Origin of the sequence: Pseudoalteromonas sp. S4741 (assembly GCF_005886135.1) — a bacterium.
GTDB classification, from domain to species: Bacteria; Pseudomonadota; Gammaproteobacteria; order Enterobacterales; family Alteromonadaceae; genus Pseudoalteromonas; species Pseudoalteromonas tetraodonis.
The window spans coordinates 1-16,376 of record NZ_PNCN01000132.1; the positions used below are offsets into that span (position 1 = coordinate 1).

Below are 16,376 nucleotides of genomic sequence, written 5' to 3' on the forward strand. Positions count from 1 at the left end.
ATCATTCAATGCTCGCTTTAGCATTTACTATGATGTGGCTACCAATGTGGGCTGATTGATATATGTACTACAAAGATCAACAGCCCCTAGTTCGCTCATGTAACGCATGGGCGATTTTTTCATTACCTTTTTGAACATAGTAATAAACGCACTCACCGATTCATAACCTAATAACTCTGATACCTGTTGTACACTTTGCTGATTAGATAACGCCTGCAGTGCAATTATAATATGCAATTGAGTACGCCATTTACCAAAGGTCATGCCTGTTTCTTTTTTTATCAATCGCGCTAAAGTACGCTCAGTTAAAGCAAATTGCTGCGCCCATTGTGGTAATGTTTTGCGGCTATGAGGCTGACTAATAAGCTGATCACTCATGTTTTTAATCACACTATTTTTTGATAGTACAAAATCTAAAGGTTGAATTGGCATATCCACTAATTGATCAAATAATACTTGTGCAAGCCGCGCGGTTTTACCTATTAAGCTATAGTTTTGCTGGTTACCTGCCAAACTAAGCATTAATTCTTTTACAAGAGGACTGATAGTTAATGTACAGGCTGTAGCTGGCATTCCTTGTAAGTTTACATCAATAAATAAATGGCATAAATGCGCATTATCAGATGCCCTATTACTGTGCTCTACATTTGCTGGGATCCAAATAGCACTGTGGGTAGGTACCATCCACATTTTTGTTGCTACTTCACAAGTAACATAGCCGTATAGAGCTAAAATTAACTGCCCTTTTGGGTGTGTATGCAGTGGAATTTCACGGCTAAGCTGGGCATATTCTATTTTTGCAATAACCGGCTGCGGCATGATTTCAAAGTTTATTATTTCATTCCAATCTTGGGAAAGCTGCATTTTGTCCGTTTTTAGTTATTTAATGTCTCTTTTACTAAATTATAGTGATGATTAAGCCTTTATACTAGGCTCAATTGCCTCTTGCTAAATAACTAACCTGCTAGGACATTTACCTTGTTAATCCAACAACCTCAATCTCGTTTATCTTTCGCATTATTAATACTGGGTATTTTACTTATTGCTAGTAACTTACGTGCGCCGGTGACTGGTTTAGCGCCTGTATTGGACCAAATAATTCTTAGTTTTAATTTAAGCGCATCACAAGCCGGTATGCTTACCACCTTACCTTTAATTGCATTTGCTGTAGCAAGCCCATTAGCAACTAGTATAGCTAAAAGACAAGGTTTAGAAGTATCGCTATTCATTGCTCTTATTTTGATTGGCCTAGGCTTAGCATCACGCATGATAGATTCTGTGCCGATACTCTATTTAGGCACCGTTGTCATCGGGGTAGGCATTGCAATAGGTAATGTACTGTTACCGAGTTTAATTAAGCGCGACTTTGCGCATAAAGTAGCAGTAATGACCTCGGCGTATGTACTTGCTATGGGTATTTTTGGTGGTAGTTACTCAGCGTTAATTATTCCACTTGCAGAATATAAACAAATGGGTTGGCAAATCGCTTTGGCCAGTTATGCGTTAATTACTTTACTAAGTTTATTTATTTGGTTACCGCAATTAAAGCTACGCACCAAACCAACTAAAGATCTAGTTGAAAATACCGATGAGGTTAAAGTGTGGCACCAAGCGCTTGCGTGGCAAATCACCTTGCTACTTGGCTGTAATTCGTTATTTACTTATATAATTATTGGCTGGTTACCAAGTATATTAATTGACAGTGGCTTCAATGCACAGCAAGCGGGTGCATTACAAGGCTCATTTCAGGTGGCTTCGGCATTGCCTGGTATTATTTTAATTCCTTTATTAGCAAAACTGAAAGATCAGCGTGTACTCACCTTTGCCTTAGGAGTATTGGCAAGCCTATCTTCAATAGGACTACTGTATATGCCAGTACATGCGCTTGTGTGGTCAATTACTATGGGGTTTTGCTCGGGTGCATGCTTTATATTGGGCTTGTCGTTTATAAGTTTACGTACTCACGACTCACATCAAGCTGCTGCCCTTTCAGGTATGGCGCAGTGTATTGGTTATTTACTTGCCGCTACGGGGCCTATTATTGCAGGTGCACTACATAGTTATTTTGGTAACTGGACATCTACTTTGTGGTTTTGCGCGAGTGCGAGTGCGCTAAGCGCTATGTTTGGCTATTTAGGCGGACGGAATATTACTATGCGCAACAAGGCCTAAGTGTAAATTAAAGGTGGGCCGTGCAATCATAAGCCCACTGTTTATACTTTAAACTAGTTTAATAAGCCTGAATTGCTTTTTGCCACGCTGCATTATCCAAAAGCGTTCAAACAACGAAATATCAAGCTGCGCATGCTCGTCAGTAACGACCATACTGTTAATTTTAATCGCATTAGCTGTTATTAATTCACGCGCCTGTCGCTTTGAGCTGGCCAGTTTACTTTTAACTAATAACTCAGCAATACTTATTTGCGTGTCGCTAATAGTGTTCACGGTTAGCCCATCTTGCTCTAACTGTTCAAGCTCTGCCAAGGTGAGTGTTTGCACCTGACCATTAAATAACAACTCAGTGATACGCTGCGCACTTGCCAAGCCTTCTTCAGCATGAACAAAACGTGTTAATTGCTCAGCTAAAATGCGCTGTGCTTGAGGCTTTTGGCCGCTTATCTTATCGTTTGCTTCTATGGCCTCAATTTCTTTAACTGATAAAAAAGTATAAAAACGCAAAAAGTTATACACATCAGCATCTTCACAATTTAACCAAAACTGATAAAAGCGATACGGTGAGGTTTTTTTAGGCTCGAGCCAAATAGCACCGCCCTCAGTTTTTCCAAATTTTGTGCCATCTGACTTAGTAATAAGTGGCAGTGTTAAACCAAACACTGTTTGCTGGTTTAAACGGCGGGTTAAATCAATTCCACTGATAATATTACCCCACTGATCGTTACCACCTATCTGCAAAGTACAATTTAACTCACTATTGAGCTTAGCAAAGTCATACGACTGCAATAAGGAGTAACTAAATTCAGTAAACGACAACCCTTGGTCTGGACGTTGCAAACGTTGTTTTACTGACTCGCGGTTGAACATGGTGTTAATTGAAAAGTGTTTACCTACATCACGAAAAAAGTCTAATACATCAATACAGCTAAACCAGTCAGCGTTATTTTTTATTTGCAGTGGCTGGTTTAAATGCGGACCAAGTACACTTTCAACTTGGTTTGCAAGCGCTGTCACCCATTGTGACACCGTTTGTTTGGTATTTAGGCTACGCTCAGTGGCTTTAAAACTCGGGTCACCAATCAACCCTGTAGCACCCCCAATTAATGCCACACCTTGATGCCCTGCATCCATAAAACGCTTTAGCATTATTAATGGTACTAAGTGCCCTATGTGTAAGCTACCTGCGGTAGGATCGAAGCCACAGTAAACCACCTGTGGAGTTTTAAGCTTATGGGTTAATTGCTCAATATTACTCACTTGAGAGACTAAACCACGCTGCGTAATGTCATTAAGTAAATGTGCTGTCATCGTATTTCTCAAAATTATCTATAAGAAAAATACTAATTAAACTCAGCGATGGGCACTATATCCCTAAAGGGACATAATCGCGTTTTATTTTGTATGCATTAAATGATTTAAAAACAATCGAAAAAATTCACTCAGTGAAGCAACGTTTAACTGCGAATATATACGTTTGCGATGGTTTTTAACTGTACCTAGGGCAATCCCAAGCTGAGCAGCAATATCTGCGGAGTCGCAACCTTGCACAATTAAACAAGCCACTTGATGCTCTCGTTGAGTAAGTTGTAGGTTAGCGAATGATGTGAGGGCATTTTCTATAAGCTGCCCAGTAACTGAATTATTAAATTGATTTAATAGTAATTTTTGGCTACCCCAATGTTGGCTACACAGTGCTTTTATTAAATTAAAATGTGCTATTAATTGCTGCTTTTGCAACGCAATAAAGCGTTGGTTATTGGATAATAAACCAAGGTAAATAACAATCGAGCGACCGTTACCTATATTAGTACAAATACTTAGCTCATCAGTCCAGCCAGTGTGAGTATAAAACTGCTGTTGATATGCCTTAAAGGTCAGTTCATCTTGATAACGAGCTATATCAGCGAGCCGAAATACTCCTTCCTCAGCTTTACTAATCAGTTCAGTATAAAAAGGGTCGTTTACAAACGAGTTAGTAAGGTAGCGCTGAAATAAAAGTTCACGCTGTTTCTCGATAGAATCGAATAAATAAATGGGATGCTTATTTACTCTGCAAGCCAATACAACCGCACAATCAAACTCAACAATAAGGGCAATGTAATTAACCAGCTTTTGCGCAAAACTGGTCCCCTTTATAGCTTGTACACATTGCGCTAACGCATCTTGCTGAGTTAATTGCTGCTGCGAGTCCGACTGCATTATGATGCCATTTTACACTGAGTATTACTGATACAAGTTTGCTTGCCTAATACTGGCAAAATCATTAAAACGCACGCCGTGTTGGCGCATCACTTCAAGGATTTTTTTACTGATCATTTGTCGTAAATAAAACGGCTGATTCGGCACAAAATGATGAATAGTATGAGTATGCCCAAAGTTAAAGCAAAATAAATTAAATGGCATAAACAAACGGCTGGTGATGACGTGAGTTTGTTCAAGCATATTATTAACACCGCCGTAATAATGCATACTTGAAGTAACAAAATTAAGTGAGCTCGAACGCACAATATTAGGCACAATCAGCACCACCATTAGAAATTCAAACACATTCATTACATCAAGCAGCAATACAGGTGAATTAGCAGCCAGTGGAGTGAACAAATTAACTAAGTGAAACACAATTACGCTATATAAAATGGCGAAATACGCAGTGGTAATTGGAAAACCTGCATTAAACACTTTAAAGAAGCTAAACCCATTAATTTCTTTACTAAAACGTTTTGCATTAATTAATAAACCGAGTAATCCATCAACAATTACCAAAGCACGTAAAAACGGATTTTTAATACCATTACCTACCAAACGTTCTTCTAAGTCTTGCTCAGTACCCGACGTTTTATGATGATGTAAATGCATCTTGCGACGGTACCATGGGCTTATGGTATTAGGACGCATCAGCCACACGGTTAACATCATAAAATTATGCAAAAATGGTTGGTTGCTAAAATACTGTTTGTGGATTAAGTCATGCTCAAGCTCATGGGAAATTGAGGTAGCAATCGCCGCTAAAATAATGCATAGCCAAGCGGGAATAATAGCAAAATAATACAGCGTGCCAATTCCGATTAATGCACTCAAAGAAAGTAATAAAATAGTCATTCCTAAGGTATTTTGATGCATTAATAGCGGGTGTTTTTTACGTAGTAATGCTTCTTCAGCCTTAATCGCTTTTACAATGGCTTGAATATTCTGTTTTGCGGTTAGTTGAGTCATGGTGTTTTATTCGCAACAAGAGGTTGAGGTATATAATACCCGAGTCAAAACACATTGCATAACTTGTCACACCCGTATCAATGAAAAATACGATTAAAGTAGGCACGTGTTTACTATATAACCATAGTTCTGGATAAGAAACCTATCTCAAGCAGAGCTTAAGGTTAGGTAAACCAAAACGTTTACTGGGCAAGTTTAGATCAAAACCTACTGCTTATAAAAGTAGCAATGTTGGACACATTTTTTGTAATTAAAATCCGTAAACTCAAATCTTAGGCATAAAAAAACCCCTGCTAAATCTAGCAGGGGTTATAAAAAGTGGTACCAGCGGCCGGACTTGAACCGGCACGCCTTGCGGCAGGGGATTTTGAATCCCCCATGTATACCAATTTCATCACGCTGGCATCATTTTTCTTTAACCTTCTAAACACGAGAAGATAAAGAAAAACCACTTAAGAGTGAAAGATTATGTACCCTCTTCCATCTCATTGCCTAGCATTATACAAACAATGAGCAAAGCGGCAAGCGTTTTATGTATTAAGCGTGATCGACCGCTTAACATTTAGGCAACCATTAACATTTGAGCCAATATCGAGTTAAGCACGTAGCGTAATAGGTAGTATTTAATGGCTTATTTGCTAAACTATCGCGCACATTAACAGTGAGAGTATATTTATGTCGGCTGAGTTTCCACGAGCAGGGTTTTGGCGTCGTTTTGCGTCATTGGTGTACGACACATTAGCTATTATCGCTTTTGCGATGCTAGCGGTGGTATTGTATTTATTTGCTATCCAAGGACTTATTTCCCTTGATGTTATTGCCCTCAATGGCGCTGAAGATGTATCTGCACGAATTCAGGATTCACTATTACTTTCTGGTATTCGCAGCTCGCTGCTGGTGCTTGTTGGCTTGGTCTTTTTTGGCTATTTTTGGACAAAAAGCGGGCAAACAATTGGTATGCGCGCATGGCGCTTAAAAGTGCAAACCAGCCAAGGAAGTTTAATTAGCTGGCCACAAGCTATTATCCGCAGTATCAGCGCATTACTTGGTTTAGGGAATTTAATGGTATTAGTCGACTTTAAAAATAAAAAAGCACTGCAAGATTACTTATCAAAAACCGAAGTAGTTACGCTCACCAAAGAAGAAAATAAACGCGTGTATCGCGAACTATGATATCAATCCGCAATAATACTTAATTAAGCTAATTGGTATAACCTCAAGCTAAAGCATAAAAAACGCGGCACTTTTAAAAAAGGCCGCGTTTTTTAATAAAGCTACAAATTAAATTAAACCCGCTTATTCATCAAATAAGCTGCAAACCCAGTAAATAAAATGCTCGGCAGAACGGCGCCTACAATGGCTGGAATTTGATATACCATTACCACTGGGCCAAATATCTCATTGGTTAAGTGGAACACTATCCCCGTTACCACTCCCATAATAATTCGTGCCCCCATAGTTACAGTTCGCAGCGGACCAAATATAAACGATAAGGCAACCAACAACATCACAGCAATAGACACGGGCTGCATTAACTTACGCCATAACGCTAAATCATAGGTACTGGTGTCTTGTTCATTTTGCTGTAAATAAGCTAAATATGACCACAATCCGGAAAACGACAAAGACTCTGGTTTTACTGAAACCACGCCAAGTTTTTCCCCAGTAAGCTGCGACGGATAAAACTCTTCAGTAACTTGCTCCGTGGTAATAAGCTCTTCACTGATCAATACTTTATTCACATCGCGCAGTAACCAGCCATTATCACGCCCTACCGCTTCTTTTGCTTTAGTAATTTGTGTAAGTAGTAACGACTTATCAAAGTGGTACATATTTACGCCGCGGAGCATGCCGTTTTGGTCAACGTCTTCAATATTAATAAAGTTACTGCCATCTTTAGCCCACACGCCTTTTTGCGCATTAAATACATCCCCACCATGAATAGCTTGGTTACGCATTTCCTTAGCGTGCAATTGAGCTGCGGGCGCCCCCCACTCACCTAATGCCATCACGCACAGCGCCATAAAAATTGCGGTTTTCATTACCGAGCCAATGATTTGTAAACGCGACATACCCGCTGCTTGCATCACTACCAGCTCACTATTAGAGGCCAAAGCACCTAGCCCTGTTAAGCCACCGATAAGTGCTGCCATTGGAAAAAACACCACTAAATCGCCAGGCATACTATAAATGGTATATAGCAAGGCGGTCATAATATCGTAACTACCACGGCCAACCGATTTAAGCTGCTCTATAAATTTTATTAAAGTACTGATCCCCACCAATACCATTAGTGCAAATCCAGTGGTTTGCATAATGCTACGGCCTAAATACCAATCAAGCGTTTTCATCATATGTGTTGCTCCCGTTTAGTCACGACAGCTTTTAGCCAAACACCTAATGGGCGGCCTTTAATAATTAATAAACTACCTATAAATAATGCACTTAGGTGAATCCACCATAGGCCAATAGAGGGCGGAATTTTCCCATCTTCTACCGCAAATTTAGCCGCATTGAGTAAAATGAAATACCCTAAATATAAGCTCAAAGCAGGCACTAATTTAGCAAATTTACCTTGGCGTGGATTAACAACGCTAAGGGGTACTGCTAATAAAGTTAATAATGGAATAGATAACGGAATAGCTAAACGCCATTGCCACTGTGCAATTGCTTCGGGAGTATTAATTGACATAAGTTCACGAGTTGGCACAGCTTCTAACTTACGCCGCTGATGTTCTATTTCTTGTTCGCGAATCTGTACGCTGTAGCCATCAAACTCAGTTAAGTTAAGTGAAGGCGCTTCACCATCAGTTTCGTAGCGTTTACCGTCAGTAAGTACTAACTGCTGCTCACCATTTTGTGCTTCAATTACAACGCCTTGCTCAGCGTATACTAAACGCGCTAAATCGCCTTTTTCACTATCTGGCAACTGTGCAACAAATACTTTATTAAGTTCTTTGCCGCCATTTTCAATATTATGAATAAATACCACGGCTTTTTCATTACCGGTTTGTTGAAAACGCCCAGCTCTAAGCGCCGATAATCCAGCATCCGCCTTTGCTTGCTCTTTTAATTGATATTCTTGCTCGCTAGCCCAAGGTGCAACATACAAGGTAAGTACCGCGGCGAGTAACGCTAAGATGACACTAGAAATAAGCGTAATGCGCACTACATACCACTCACTCACGCCACAGGCTTTAAGTACTGTCATTTCACTGTCGGCGTAAATCCGGCTGTAAGCTAAAATAATTCCTAAAAATAAGCTCAGAGGCAAAATTAACGATGCCAACTGTGGCAATTTAAGCGCAATCATGGCAAACACAAGCTTTGCTGGGATGCTCCCCTCTGAGGCATCACCAAGAATAACAACAAACTTTTGCGACAAAAATATGGTCATTAAAGTTAAAAATACGGCGACCTGCGATTTTAAAACCTCAGTGGTCAAATAACGGAAAATTAGCAACATTCGCCCCTGTTAAACATGGAATTTCAATATAATAATAAAAACGATGAGTGAACTAGTTAATTCACTCATTTTAAATGAGTATTAAGCACATATTATAAGCCATCAATATTAATTATCCTACCTAACATCACGATATAATGTTGCATTAGTAACCCTTAAGCATATAAAGTTCAAATACACAGTAAGAGTCGAGTAAAATCTACTAATATTAGCGCTAGACCTAAAAATTTAGGTAAAAAGACTAGAAAACACATTTTTAGTCCCAATTTAGCTTCTATAGATGACTCAAAATCAGGAGTGACAATGGAATTCAACGTAAAAAGTGGTAGCCCAGAAAAACAACGCAGTGCGTGTATTGTTGTGGGTGTATATGAACCACGCAGGTTATCCCCCATTGGTGAACAACTTGATAAAATCAGCGATGGTTATATCTCAAATTTATTACGTCGTGGCGACTTAGAAGGTAAGCCAGGGCAAGTATTACTATTACACCATGTACCTAATATTTTAAGCGAACGTATTCTACTCGTTGGCTGCGGTAAAGAACGCGAACTAGACGATAAACAATATAAACAAATTATTTCAAAAACTATCAACACCTTAAATGAAACAGGCTCGATGGAAGCAGTGTGCTTTTTAACTGAGCAACACGTTAAAGGCCGTGATACCTATTGGAAAGTGCGTCAAGCGGTAGAAACAACCCAAGACTGTTTATACACCTTCAATCAGCTAAAAAGTAAGAAAGTAGACCCTCGTCGTCCACTGCGTAAAATGGTATTTAACGTTCCTACGCGCCGCGAACTGACTATAGGTGAAAGTGCCATTGAGCATGGCCTAGCGATTGCTGCTGGCAGCAAATTGTGCAAAGACGTTGCCAATATGCCGCCTAATATTTGTAATCCAGCGTACCTTGGCGAGCAAGCCAAAGAACTGGAAGCTAATTTTGACAACATCACTGTTGAGCTAATTGGCGAAGATAAAATGGCCGAACTAGGAATGAACTCATACCTAGCAGTTGGTCGTGGTAGTGATAACGAATCAGTTATGTCAGTAATTAACTACAAAGGCGCAGGCGATGACCAAGCGCCTATCGTATTAGTTGGTAAAGGCTTAACCTTTGACTCAGGCGGTATTTCATTAAAACCAGGCGAAAGCATGGATGAAATGAAATACGACATGGGAGGCGCAGCTGGTGTTATTGGCGCTATGCGCTCGCTTGCACAAATGCAGCTACCGATAAACGTAATTGGTGTTTTAGCCGGCTGTGAAAACATGCCAAGCTCAAACGCCTATCGCCCAGGTGATATTTTAACAACTATGTCTGGACAAACGGTTGAAGTACTTAATACTGATGCCGAAGGCCGTTTAGTGTTATGTGACGCGCTAACCTATGTTGAGCGTTTTGAACCAGAAACCGTGATTGATGTGGCTACATTAACCGGTGCGTGTATTGTTGCTTTAGGTGCCCACGCTACGGGTTTATTAGCAAACCATAATCCACTGGCGCATGATTTATTAAAAGCGTCGGAGCAAAGTGGCGATCGTGCATGGCAACTGCCATTATGGGATGATTATCAAGATCAACTAGAAAGCCCGTTTGCCGACTTTACTAACTTAGGTGGCCGAGCTGCAGGCACTATTACCGCGGCCTGTTTCTTATCTAAATTTACTAAAAAGTATAATTGGGCTCATTTAGATATTGCCGGTACGGCATGGCGCAGCGGCGCTAAAAAAGGCGCAACAGGTCGTCCTGTTCCTATGCTGACTCAGTATTTATTGAACCGAGCTGGTATTAGCGAAGCGACTCACGACTAACAAACCAACACAGGGCTTCACAGCTCAATGTACAGTATTAAATAAGGCGCTTTTAAAGCGCCTTATTTATTGGGTATTAATTGAAGCAACCCCCGTTATATGGCAAAATCCCCTTCTTAATTTGTGTGTATTTAATAACAGCACAATCAATGTCATGGGAAATCCCGATACAATGAACATGAATGCCCAGTTTTTCATTTTAAAGCAACAAGATGAGTCATTAGCTAAAGCCGATGATCACTTTACTTTAGCAGCTCAAATAGCTGGGCAACAGTATCGGCTTGGTCAACGCGTATTTATTTTTGTAGATAGCGAAGAAACCGCCAACAGCATTGACGAAACTATTTGGACATTTGATGCCGACAGTTTTGTACCTCACAATTTACAAGGCGAAGGCCCAAAAGGCGGCGCACCTGTAGAAATAGGCACAACACCACCCGTTGGTAATCGTAAAGTATTAATTAACTTGGCCAATCACTTACCGGATTTTATTCGTCGGTTTAACCAAGTTTTTGATTTTGTACCCGTAGAGTCCGTAGCCAAACAAGCCGCTCGTGAGCGCTTTAAAAAACTACGCCAACTCGGTGCCAATATCACCACGCAAGATATTAATCGCTAACGCTCACTGCGTACAAAGCTAACTAACTCATTTAAGTACTTATTTAAGGTTCTGTGTAATGGATAAAACCTACAATCCGCAAGATATTGAACAGTCTCTCTATCAAGACTGGGAACAAAAAGGCTACTTTAAGCCATCTGGCCAAGGCACCCCATATTCAATTATGATCCCGCCGCCAAATGTCACGGGTAGCTTACACATGGGCCACGCTTTCCAAGATACCATCATGGATACCTTAACGCGCTTTAAACGTATGCAAGGTAACAATACGTTGTGGCAAGTAGGTACTGACCACGCAGGTATTGCCACACAAATGCTAGTAGAGCGTAAGCTTGCGGCAGAAGAAGGTAAAACACGCCATGATTTGGGCCGTGATGCATTCATCGAAAAAATTTGGGAATGGAAAAACGAGTCTGGTGGCACAATCACTAAACAACTTCGCCGCCTAGGTGCTTCTGTTGATTGGGACCGTGAACGTTTTACTATGGACGATGGCCTATCAGAAGCTGTTAAAGAAGTATTTGTACGCCTTCATAAAGAAAACCTAATTTACCGTGGTAAACGCCTAGTAAACTGGGATCCAAAATTACACACGGCGATTTCTGATCTTGAAGTTGAAAATAAAGACAAACAAGGCCACATGTGGAACTTACGCTACCCACTGGCTGATGGTGTAAAAACACAAGACGGTAAAGACTACATTGTTGTAGCCACTACGCGCCCAGAAACAATGCTGGGTGACTCTGGTGTGGCCGTAAACCCAGATGACGAGCGCTACCAAGACCTAATCGGTAAAGAGATTTTACTACCGATTGTTAATCGTCGTATTAAAATTGTTGCCGATGAACATGCCGATAAAGACAAAGGCACGGGCTGTGTAAAAATCACGCCAGCGCACGACTTTAACGATAACGAAGTAGGTAAACGTCATCAAATGCCGATGATTAATATCTTCGATAAAGACGCGGCTATTTTAACTAAAGGTGAAACCTACACCTTTGATGGTAAAGAACTTGAATTTGACGCGCCAATTCCTGAGCGCTTACATGGCCTTGACCGTTTTGACGCACGTAAAGCGATTGTGGCTGAATTTGAAGAGCTAGGCCTACTTGAAAAAATTGAAGACCATGGCCTAACTGTTCCTTACGGTGATCGCTCTGGTGTGGTTATTGAACCACTACTTACTGACCAATGGTATGTACGTGTTGCACCACTTGCTGAACCTGCAAAAGACGCAGTTAAAAACGGCGACATTCAGTTTGTACCTAAGCAATACGAAAACATGTACTTTTCGTGGATGAACGACATACAAGATTGGTGTATTTCACGCCAGCTTTGGTGGGGTCACCGTATTCCAGCTTGGTACGATAGCGAAGGCAACGTATACGTTGGTCGTGATGAAGCGGAAGTACGCCGCGATAACAATATTGCAGATAGCGTAGCGCTTAGCCAAGATGAAGACGTTCTTGATACTTGGTTTTCATCAGCACTGTGGACCTTCTCAACCCAAGGTTGGCCAGAAAATACTGATGACTTAAAAACCTTCCACCCATCTGACGTGTTGGTAACCGGTTTTGATATCATTTTCTTCTGGGTTGCACGTATGATCATGATGACGCTGCACTTTATAAAAGATGAAAATGGCAAACCACAAGTTCCATTTAAAACCGTGTATGTAACTGGCTTAATACGTGACGATAACGGCGATAAAATGTCGAAGTCAAAAGGTAACGTACTTGACCCACTTGATATGATTGACGGCATTGGCCTTGAAGACTTAGTACAAAAACGTACTGGTAATATGATGCAGCCTAAACTTGCCGCTAAAATTGAAAAAGATACCCGCAAAGTATTTACAAACGGTATTGAAGCACATGGTACCGACGCACTGCGCTTTACCTTAGCAGCCATGGCTTCAACTGGTCGTGATATAAACTGGGATATGAACCGCCTTGAAGGCTACCGTAACTTCTGTAACAAGTTATGGAACGCAAGCCGTTACGTATTAATGAACACAGAAGAGCAAGACTGTGGTTTTAACGAGAGCGAAAAGCAGTACTCGTTAGCTGATCGCTGGATTTTAGGCCAATATGAAGCCACGGTTAAAACCTACACTGAGCACCTTGATAACTACCGTTTTGATTTAGCGGCGAACACATTATATGAATTCACCTGGAATCAGTTCTGTGATTGGTACTTAGAACTAACTAAGCCGGTACTATTTAAAGGCAATGAAGCTCAGCAACGTGGTACACGTCATACACTTATTACCGTACTTGAAAGCTTACTGCGTTTAATGCACCCAATGATGCCTTACATTACAGAAACAATTTGGCAACGTGTAGCACCACTTGCAGGGCTTGAAACAACAGGCACTAGCATTATGGTTCAAGGGTTTCCTGTTTATAACCAAGCCAATGTTGATTCACAAGCGATGGATGACTTAGAGTGGGTTAAGCAATTCATTTTAGCGATTCGTAATATTCGTGGTGAAATGGATATCAGCCCAAGCAAGCCGTTATCAGTGCTACTAGCCAATGCATCGAGCGACGATGTGCGCCGTATTAACGAAAATGAATCGTTTTTAGCGTCACTCGCTAAGCTTGAAGCATTTACTCTGCTTGAAAACAAAGACGATGCCCCTGCGTGTGCAACCTCTTATGTTGGCAACCTTGAGATTATGATCCCAATGGCGGGCTTAATTGATGTGGAAGCTGAGCTTGCACGTATCAACAAGCAACTTGAAAAAGCAGAGAAAGGCCTAGCGCAAGTGCAAAATAAACTGGCTAACGAAAAGTTTGTTAACAATGCACCTGAAGCGGTACTTGCTAAAGAAAATGCTAAGCTAGCTGAATTTACCGATGCTAAAACTAAGCTACTAGAGCAAAAAGTTAAAATAGAAAGCTTATAATTAAACCGTTACGGATGGCTTATGCTATTCGTAAACAGTTAATTTATAAGTATAAAAAAGCCGCTTACTTCATTTGAAGTAAGCGGCTTTTTATATCTAGGCTCTAGGCTCTAGGCTCTAGGCTCTAGGCAGAATTAGAACGTGTAGTTATACTGAGCACCAATAAGTACGGCGTGACCTTTTGATTCAAAAGACCATTGCTGAGGTAGCGTTTCGCTTTCTACTTTTTCAGTGAACTTTTGCGTTTTACCACGTAATACACTCACACCCAAATCAACATTTGAGTTTTGATCAATCGCGTAGTTACCACCAAACGAGAACCAAAAACGGTCTGTATCAGGAATAGAAATTGATAAATGCTGTTGTGACACTGGCGACTCATCAAACGCAAAGCCGGCACGTAGCATTAAGTTTTCGCTGTACTGGTAATCAGCACCGATTGAGTAGCGCATTGCATCAGAGAAATCTTCTGTTTTTCCGAAGGCACTGAACTTATCGCCTGTAGGCGCAGTAACTTGCGCTTCTAATGAGTCAAAGCTGCTCCAACCTGTCCATAATACGCTGTAGTGAACGCCTAGTTTCTCGTCTAACTGATGAGAGCCTGAGAACTCAGCAATTGCTGGTAATGTAATTTCAACAGAGCCTGGTAAAACTTGATTTTGAAGTGGTGATACTGGAAGCTGTGTAAAGTACTCGCCTTCAAAAGTGATGTCTGTTTCTGTGCGGTAATTAAAACCAAAGCGGCTATTTTCATCTAGCTGATACATTAAGCCAACGTTTAAGCCGTAACCCATATCATCACCTTCAAGGTTAACCGCATCAGCACTTGCAGGAATAGATGCAATAACAGGGTTTACAGGAGGTACGAAACCAAACTTACGGATAATCTTCGCTTCTGCATAAATTGCATTCAAACCAATACCAAAGCTAAACTGCTCTGATACTTTATAAGCAACACTTGCGTTCATGTTTACAGTAACAATTTCAGTTTCACCGGCAATTTGGCCAGCTGCATAATCATCGTTAAACTCAGTGGCAAGGCCAAAGTTAGAAAAAGCACCAAAACCAACCGATACTCTATCGTTTACTGGCATAGTGAAATAACCTGCTGGAATAATCGCGCTTGGTGCAATGCTGTCATCATTTAATACGCTGTTATCTAAACCATAGGCATTACCTGTGCCTGTTAGGCTCACATCAGGAATGACAGCAATAGCTGCAACGCTAAGTTGCTTCTCTTTAAACAACGTCATTAACGCTGGGTTACGTGCTACTACAGACGCATCATCTGCTACAGACGCTTCACCTGCGTATGCACGACCTAAACCAGATACATTTTGCTCAGCAAGCTGAAAAGCCGCTGCAAAGGTATCAGCTGAAACAAATGCCAGCGATGCAGCAATAAGAGTTTTAGTAAATTTCATTGTTGTGTCCTTAGCCAAACTTACTGTTTGGATAGCTATGTGTGTTGTTATTAGAGTTTCAAACCCGCGTACACTACCTTAATTTTTTATAAAAAACCCTACTAAAACGTTAAAAAAGGCCAAAAAACACGTTTTTTAACGACAATTTAACAACTATTTAAAACTCATCGGAGCAGAAGTATGGTATTAGAGTATATACTCTAATGATATTAATTCTCATTTGCATTGACTTGAAATACTTTGCAATTTACACTGCCAATAAAATCACCAAGGGAGAAAACAGTGATCATTTTACTTATTGTTACAGCGCTTACTTTTTGTGGCTTAAGTGTTTATTTCTTTTATAAAGCAAATTATTGCGCGTGTACGCAGGCAGGTAAATGTGACAACCCAGTTAATCTCTATTGGTTAGCAGCCATTAGCATGGCAATTATTTCTTTGGTTTTTTGCTGCTTAGCGCTGCATGTAGAATTAGGCACATTACTGTGGATAACGTTAATGGGTAATTGCTTTTTAGGTGGGTATATTTCTGCTAAAACAAACAGAAAAAGACGATGCAAAAATACTAAAGCAGTAAATGCTCTTTTAAAAGTCGAGGTAAGTTAATTTTATAATCAGCGGGGGATCTCTCAAGTAACATAGCGCTAAATTCTCAAAAAGGTGTTTGGCTTAGCAGCAGAGAAGCGATGAAGCACCTTAAAATATCAGGCTGTGAGCTAATGCAACTCCTTAGCTAGATGTAAAAATGTGCTA

The 16,376-nt window shown here is 40.5% G+C and carries 13 protein-coding genes and 1 tRNA gene; 6 read left to right on the forward strand and 8 right to left on the reverse strand.

The features are described 5' to 3' along the window. Window positions 1-27: 27 nt before the first annotated feature. Window positions 28-864: an AraC family transcriptional regulator gene (locus CWC30_RS15610; protein ID WP_138627555.1), complete on the reverse strand. Its 837-nt coding sequence runs from the start codon at window positions 862-864 to the stop codon at window positions 28-30. Window positions 865-978: 114 nt separating this feature from the next. On the opposite strand from CWC30_RS15610, the gene CWC30_RS15615 reads away from it, so the two are divergent. After that, window positions 979-2,172, forward strand: a complete 1,194-nt coding sequence (locus CWC30_RS15615) for an MFS transporter (protein ID WP_069439246.1) — start codon at window positions 979-981, stop codon at window positions 2,170-2,172. A 48-nt stretch (window positions 2,173-2,220) separates the two neighbouring features. Here the strand turns inward: CWC30_RS15615 and tyrS are convergent, their stop codons facing one another. From tyrS to CWC30_RS15635, 4 genes are all read right to left on the reverse strand, one after another. Continuing rightward, on the reverse strand, window positions 2,221-3,483 hold the full coding sequence (tyrS, locus tag CWC30_RS15620) for a tyrosine--tRNA ligase (RefSeq protein WP_138627556.1): 1,263 nt from the start codon (window positions 3,481-3,483) through the stop codon (window positions 2,221-2,223). An 84-nt stretch (window positions 3,484-3,567) separates the two neighbouring features. Further along, window positions 3,568-4,374 carry a LuxR C-terminal-related transcriptional regulator gene (locus CWC30_RS15625; RefSeq protein ID WP_138627557.1) on the reverse strand — a complete coding sequence of 269 codons (807 nt, stop codon included), beginning with the start codon at window positions 4,372-4,374 and terminating at the stop codon, window positions 3,568-3,570. A gap of 24 nt (window positions 4,375-4,398) precedes the next feature. Continuing rightward, window positions 4,399-5,388, reverse strand: a complete 990-nt coding sequence (locus tag CWC30_RS15630; protein ID WP_138627558.1) for a fatty acid desaturase — start codon at window positions 5,386-5,388, stop codon at window positions 4,399-4,401. 319 nt (window positions 5,389-5,707) lie between these two features. Beyond that, window positions 5,708-5,792, reverse strand: a tRNA-Leu gene (locus tag CWC30_RS15635). 271 nt (window positions 5,793-6,063) lie between these two features. Here CWC30_RS15635 and CWC30_RS15640 point away from each other — a divergent pair. Further along, entirely contained in the window at window positions 6,064-6,561 is a 498-nt protein-coding gene (locus CWC30_RS15640; protein WP_036979992.1) for an RDD family protein, read from the forward strand. Window positions 6,562-6,674: 113 nt separating this feature from the next. On the opposite strand, the gene lptG is transcribed toward CWC30_RS15640, so the two are convergent. After that, the gene (lptG, locus tag CWC30_RS15645; RefSeq protein WP_036979994.1) at window positions 6,675-7,742 is read right to left on the reverse strand and encodes an LPS export ABC transporter permease LptG; all 1,068 of its coding nucleotides are present in this window, start codon (window positions 7,740-7,742) and stop codon (window positions 6,675-6,677) included. Then, complete coding sequence (gene lptF, locus CWC30_RS15650) at window positions 7,739-8,851, reverse strand: LPS export ABC transporter permease LptF (protein ID WP_036983304.1); 1,113 nt, start codon at window positions 8,849-8,851, stop codon at window positions 7,739-7,741. Before lptF ends, lptG begins: the two co-directional genes overlap by 4 nt. Before the next feature lie 306 nt (window positions 8,852-9,157). Between lptF and pepA the strand changes: the two genes are divergently transcribed. From pepA to CWC30_RS15665, 3 genes are all read left to right on the forward strand, one after another. Continuing rightward, a complete protein-coding gene (gene pepA, locus CWC30_RS15655; protein ID WP_036979996.1) occupies window positions 9,158-10,669 on the forward strand; it encodes a leucyl aminopeptidase in 1,512 nt (503 codons plus the stop codon). Window positions 10,670-10,841: 172 nt separating this feature from the next. Beyond that, the gene (locus CWC30_RS15660; protein ID WP_036979998.1) at window positions 10,842-11,288 is read left to right on the forward strand and encodes a DNA polymerase III subunit chi; all 447 of its coding nucleotides are present in this window, start codon (window positions 10,842-10,844) and stop codon (window positions 11,286-11,288) included. 58 nt (window positions 11,289-11,346) lie between these two features. Beyond that, window positions 11,347-14,199, forward strand: a complete 2,853-nt coding sequence (locus CWC30_RS15665) for a valine--tRNA ligase (RefSeq protein WP_138627559.1) — start codon at window positions 11,347-11,349, stop codon at window positions 14,197-14,199. Window positions 14,200-14,333: 134 nt separating this feature from the next. On the opposite strand, the gene CWC30_RS15670 is transcribed toward CWC30_RS15665, so the two are convergent. Then, a complete protein-coding gene (locus tag CWC30_RS15670; RefSeq protein WP_138627560.1) occupies window positions 14,334-15,623 on the reverse strand; it encodes an outer membrane protein transport protein in 1,290 nt (429 codons plus the stop codon). Between the two features lie 282 nt (window positions 15,624-15,905). On the opposite strand from CWC30_RS15670, the gene CWC30_RS15675 reads away from it, so the two are divergent. Then, the gene (locus CWC30_RS15675) at window positions 15,906-16,229 is read left to right on the forward strand and encodes a hypothetical protein (RefSeq protein WP_036980007.1); all 324 of its coding nucleotides are present in this window, start codon (window positions 15,906-15,908) and stop codon (window positions 16,227-16,229) included. The last annotated feature ends 147 nt before the right edge of the window (window positions 16,230-16,376 follow it).

Excerpts from the sequence above, each read along its gene's own strand:
- CWC30_RS15640 (WP_036979992.1), top strand. The coding sequence starts at position 6,064 with ATGTCGGCTGAGTTTCCACGAGCAGGGTTTTGGCGTCGTTTTGCGTCA.
- CWC30_RS15630 (WP_138627558.1), bottom strand. The coding sequence starts at position 5,388 with ATGACTCAACTAACCGCAAAACAGAATATTCAAGCCATTGTAAAAGCG.
- CWC30_RS15625 (WP_138627557.1), bottom strand. The coding sequence starts at position 4,374 with ATGCAGTCGGACTCGCAGCAGCAATTAACTCAGCAAGATGCGTTAGCG.
- CWC30_RS15610 (WP_138627555.1), bottom strand. The coding sequence starts at position 864 with ATGCAGCTTTCCCAAGATTGGAATGAAATAATAAACTTTGAAATCATG.
- CWC30_RS15670 (WP_138627560.1), bottom strand. The coding sequence starts at position 15,623 with ATGAAATTTACTAAAACTCTTATTGCTGCATCGCTGGCATTTGTTTCA.
- tyrS (WP_138627556.1), bottom strand. The coding sequence starts at position 3,483 with ATGACAGCACATTTACTTAATGACATTACGCAGCGTGGTTTAGTCTCT.
- lptG (WP_036979994.1), bottom strand. The coding sequence starts at position 7,742 with ATGATGAAAACGCTTGATTGGTATTTAGGCCGTAGCATTATGCAAACC.
- CWC30_RS15665 (WP_138627559.1), top strand. The coding sequence starts at position 11,347 with ATGGATAAAACCTACAATCCGCAAGATATTGAACAGTCTCTCTATCAA.
- CWC30_RS15660 (WP_036979998.1), top strand. The coding sequence starts at position 10,842 with ATGAACATGAATGCCCAGTTTTTCATTTTAAAGCAACAAGATGAGTCA.
- pepA (WP_036979996.1), top strand. The coding sequence starts at position 9,158 with ATGGAATTCAACGTAAAAAGTGGTAGCCCAGAAAAACAACGCAGTGCG.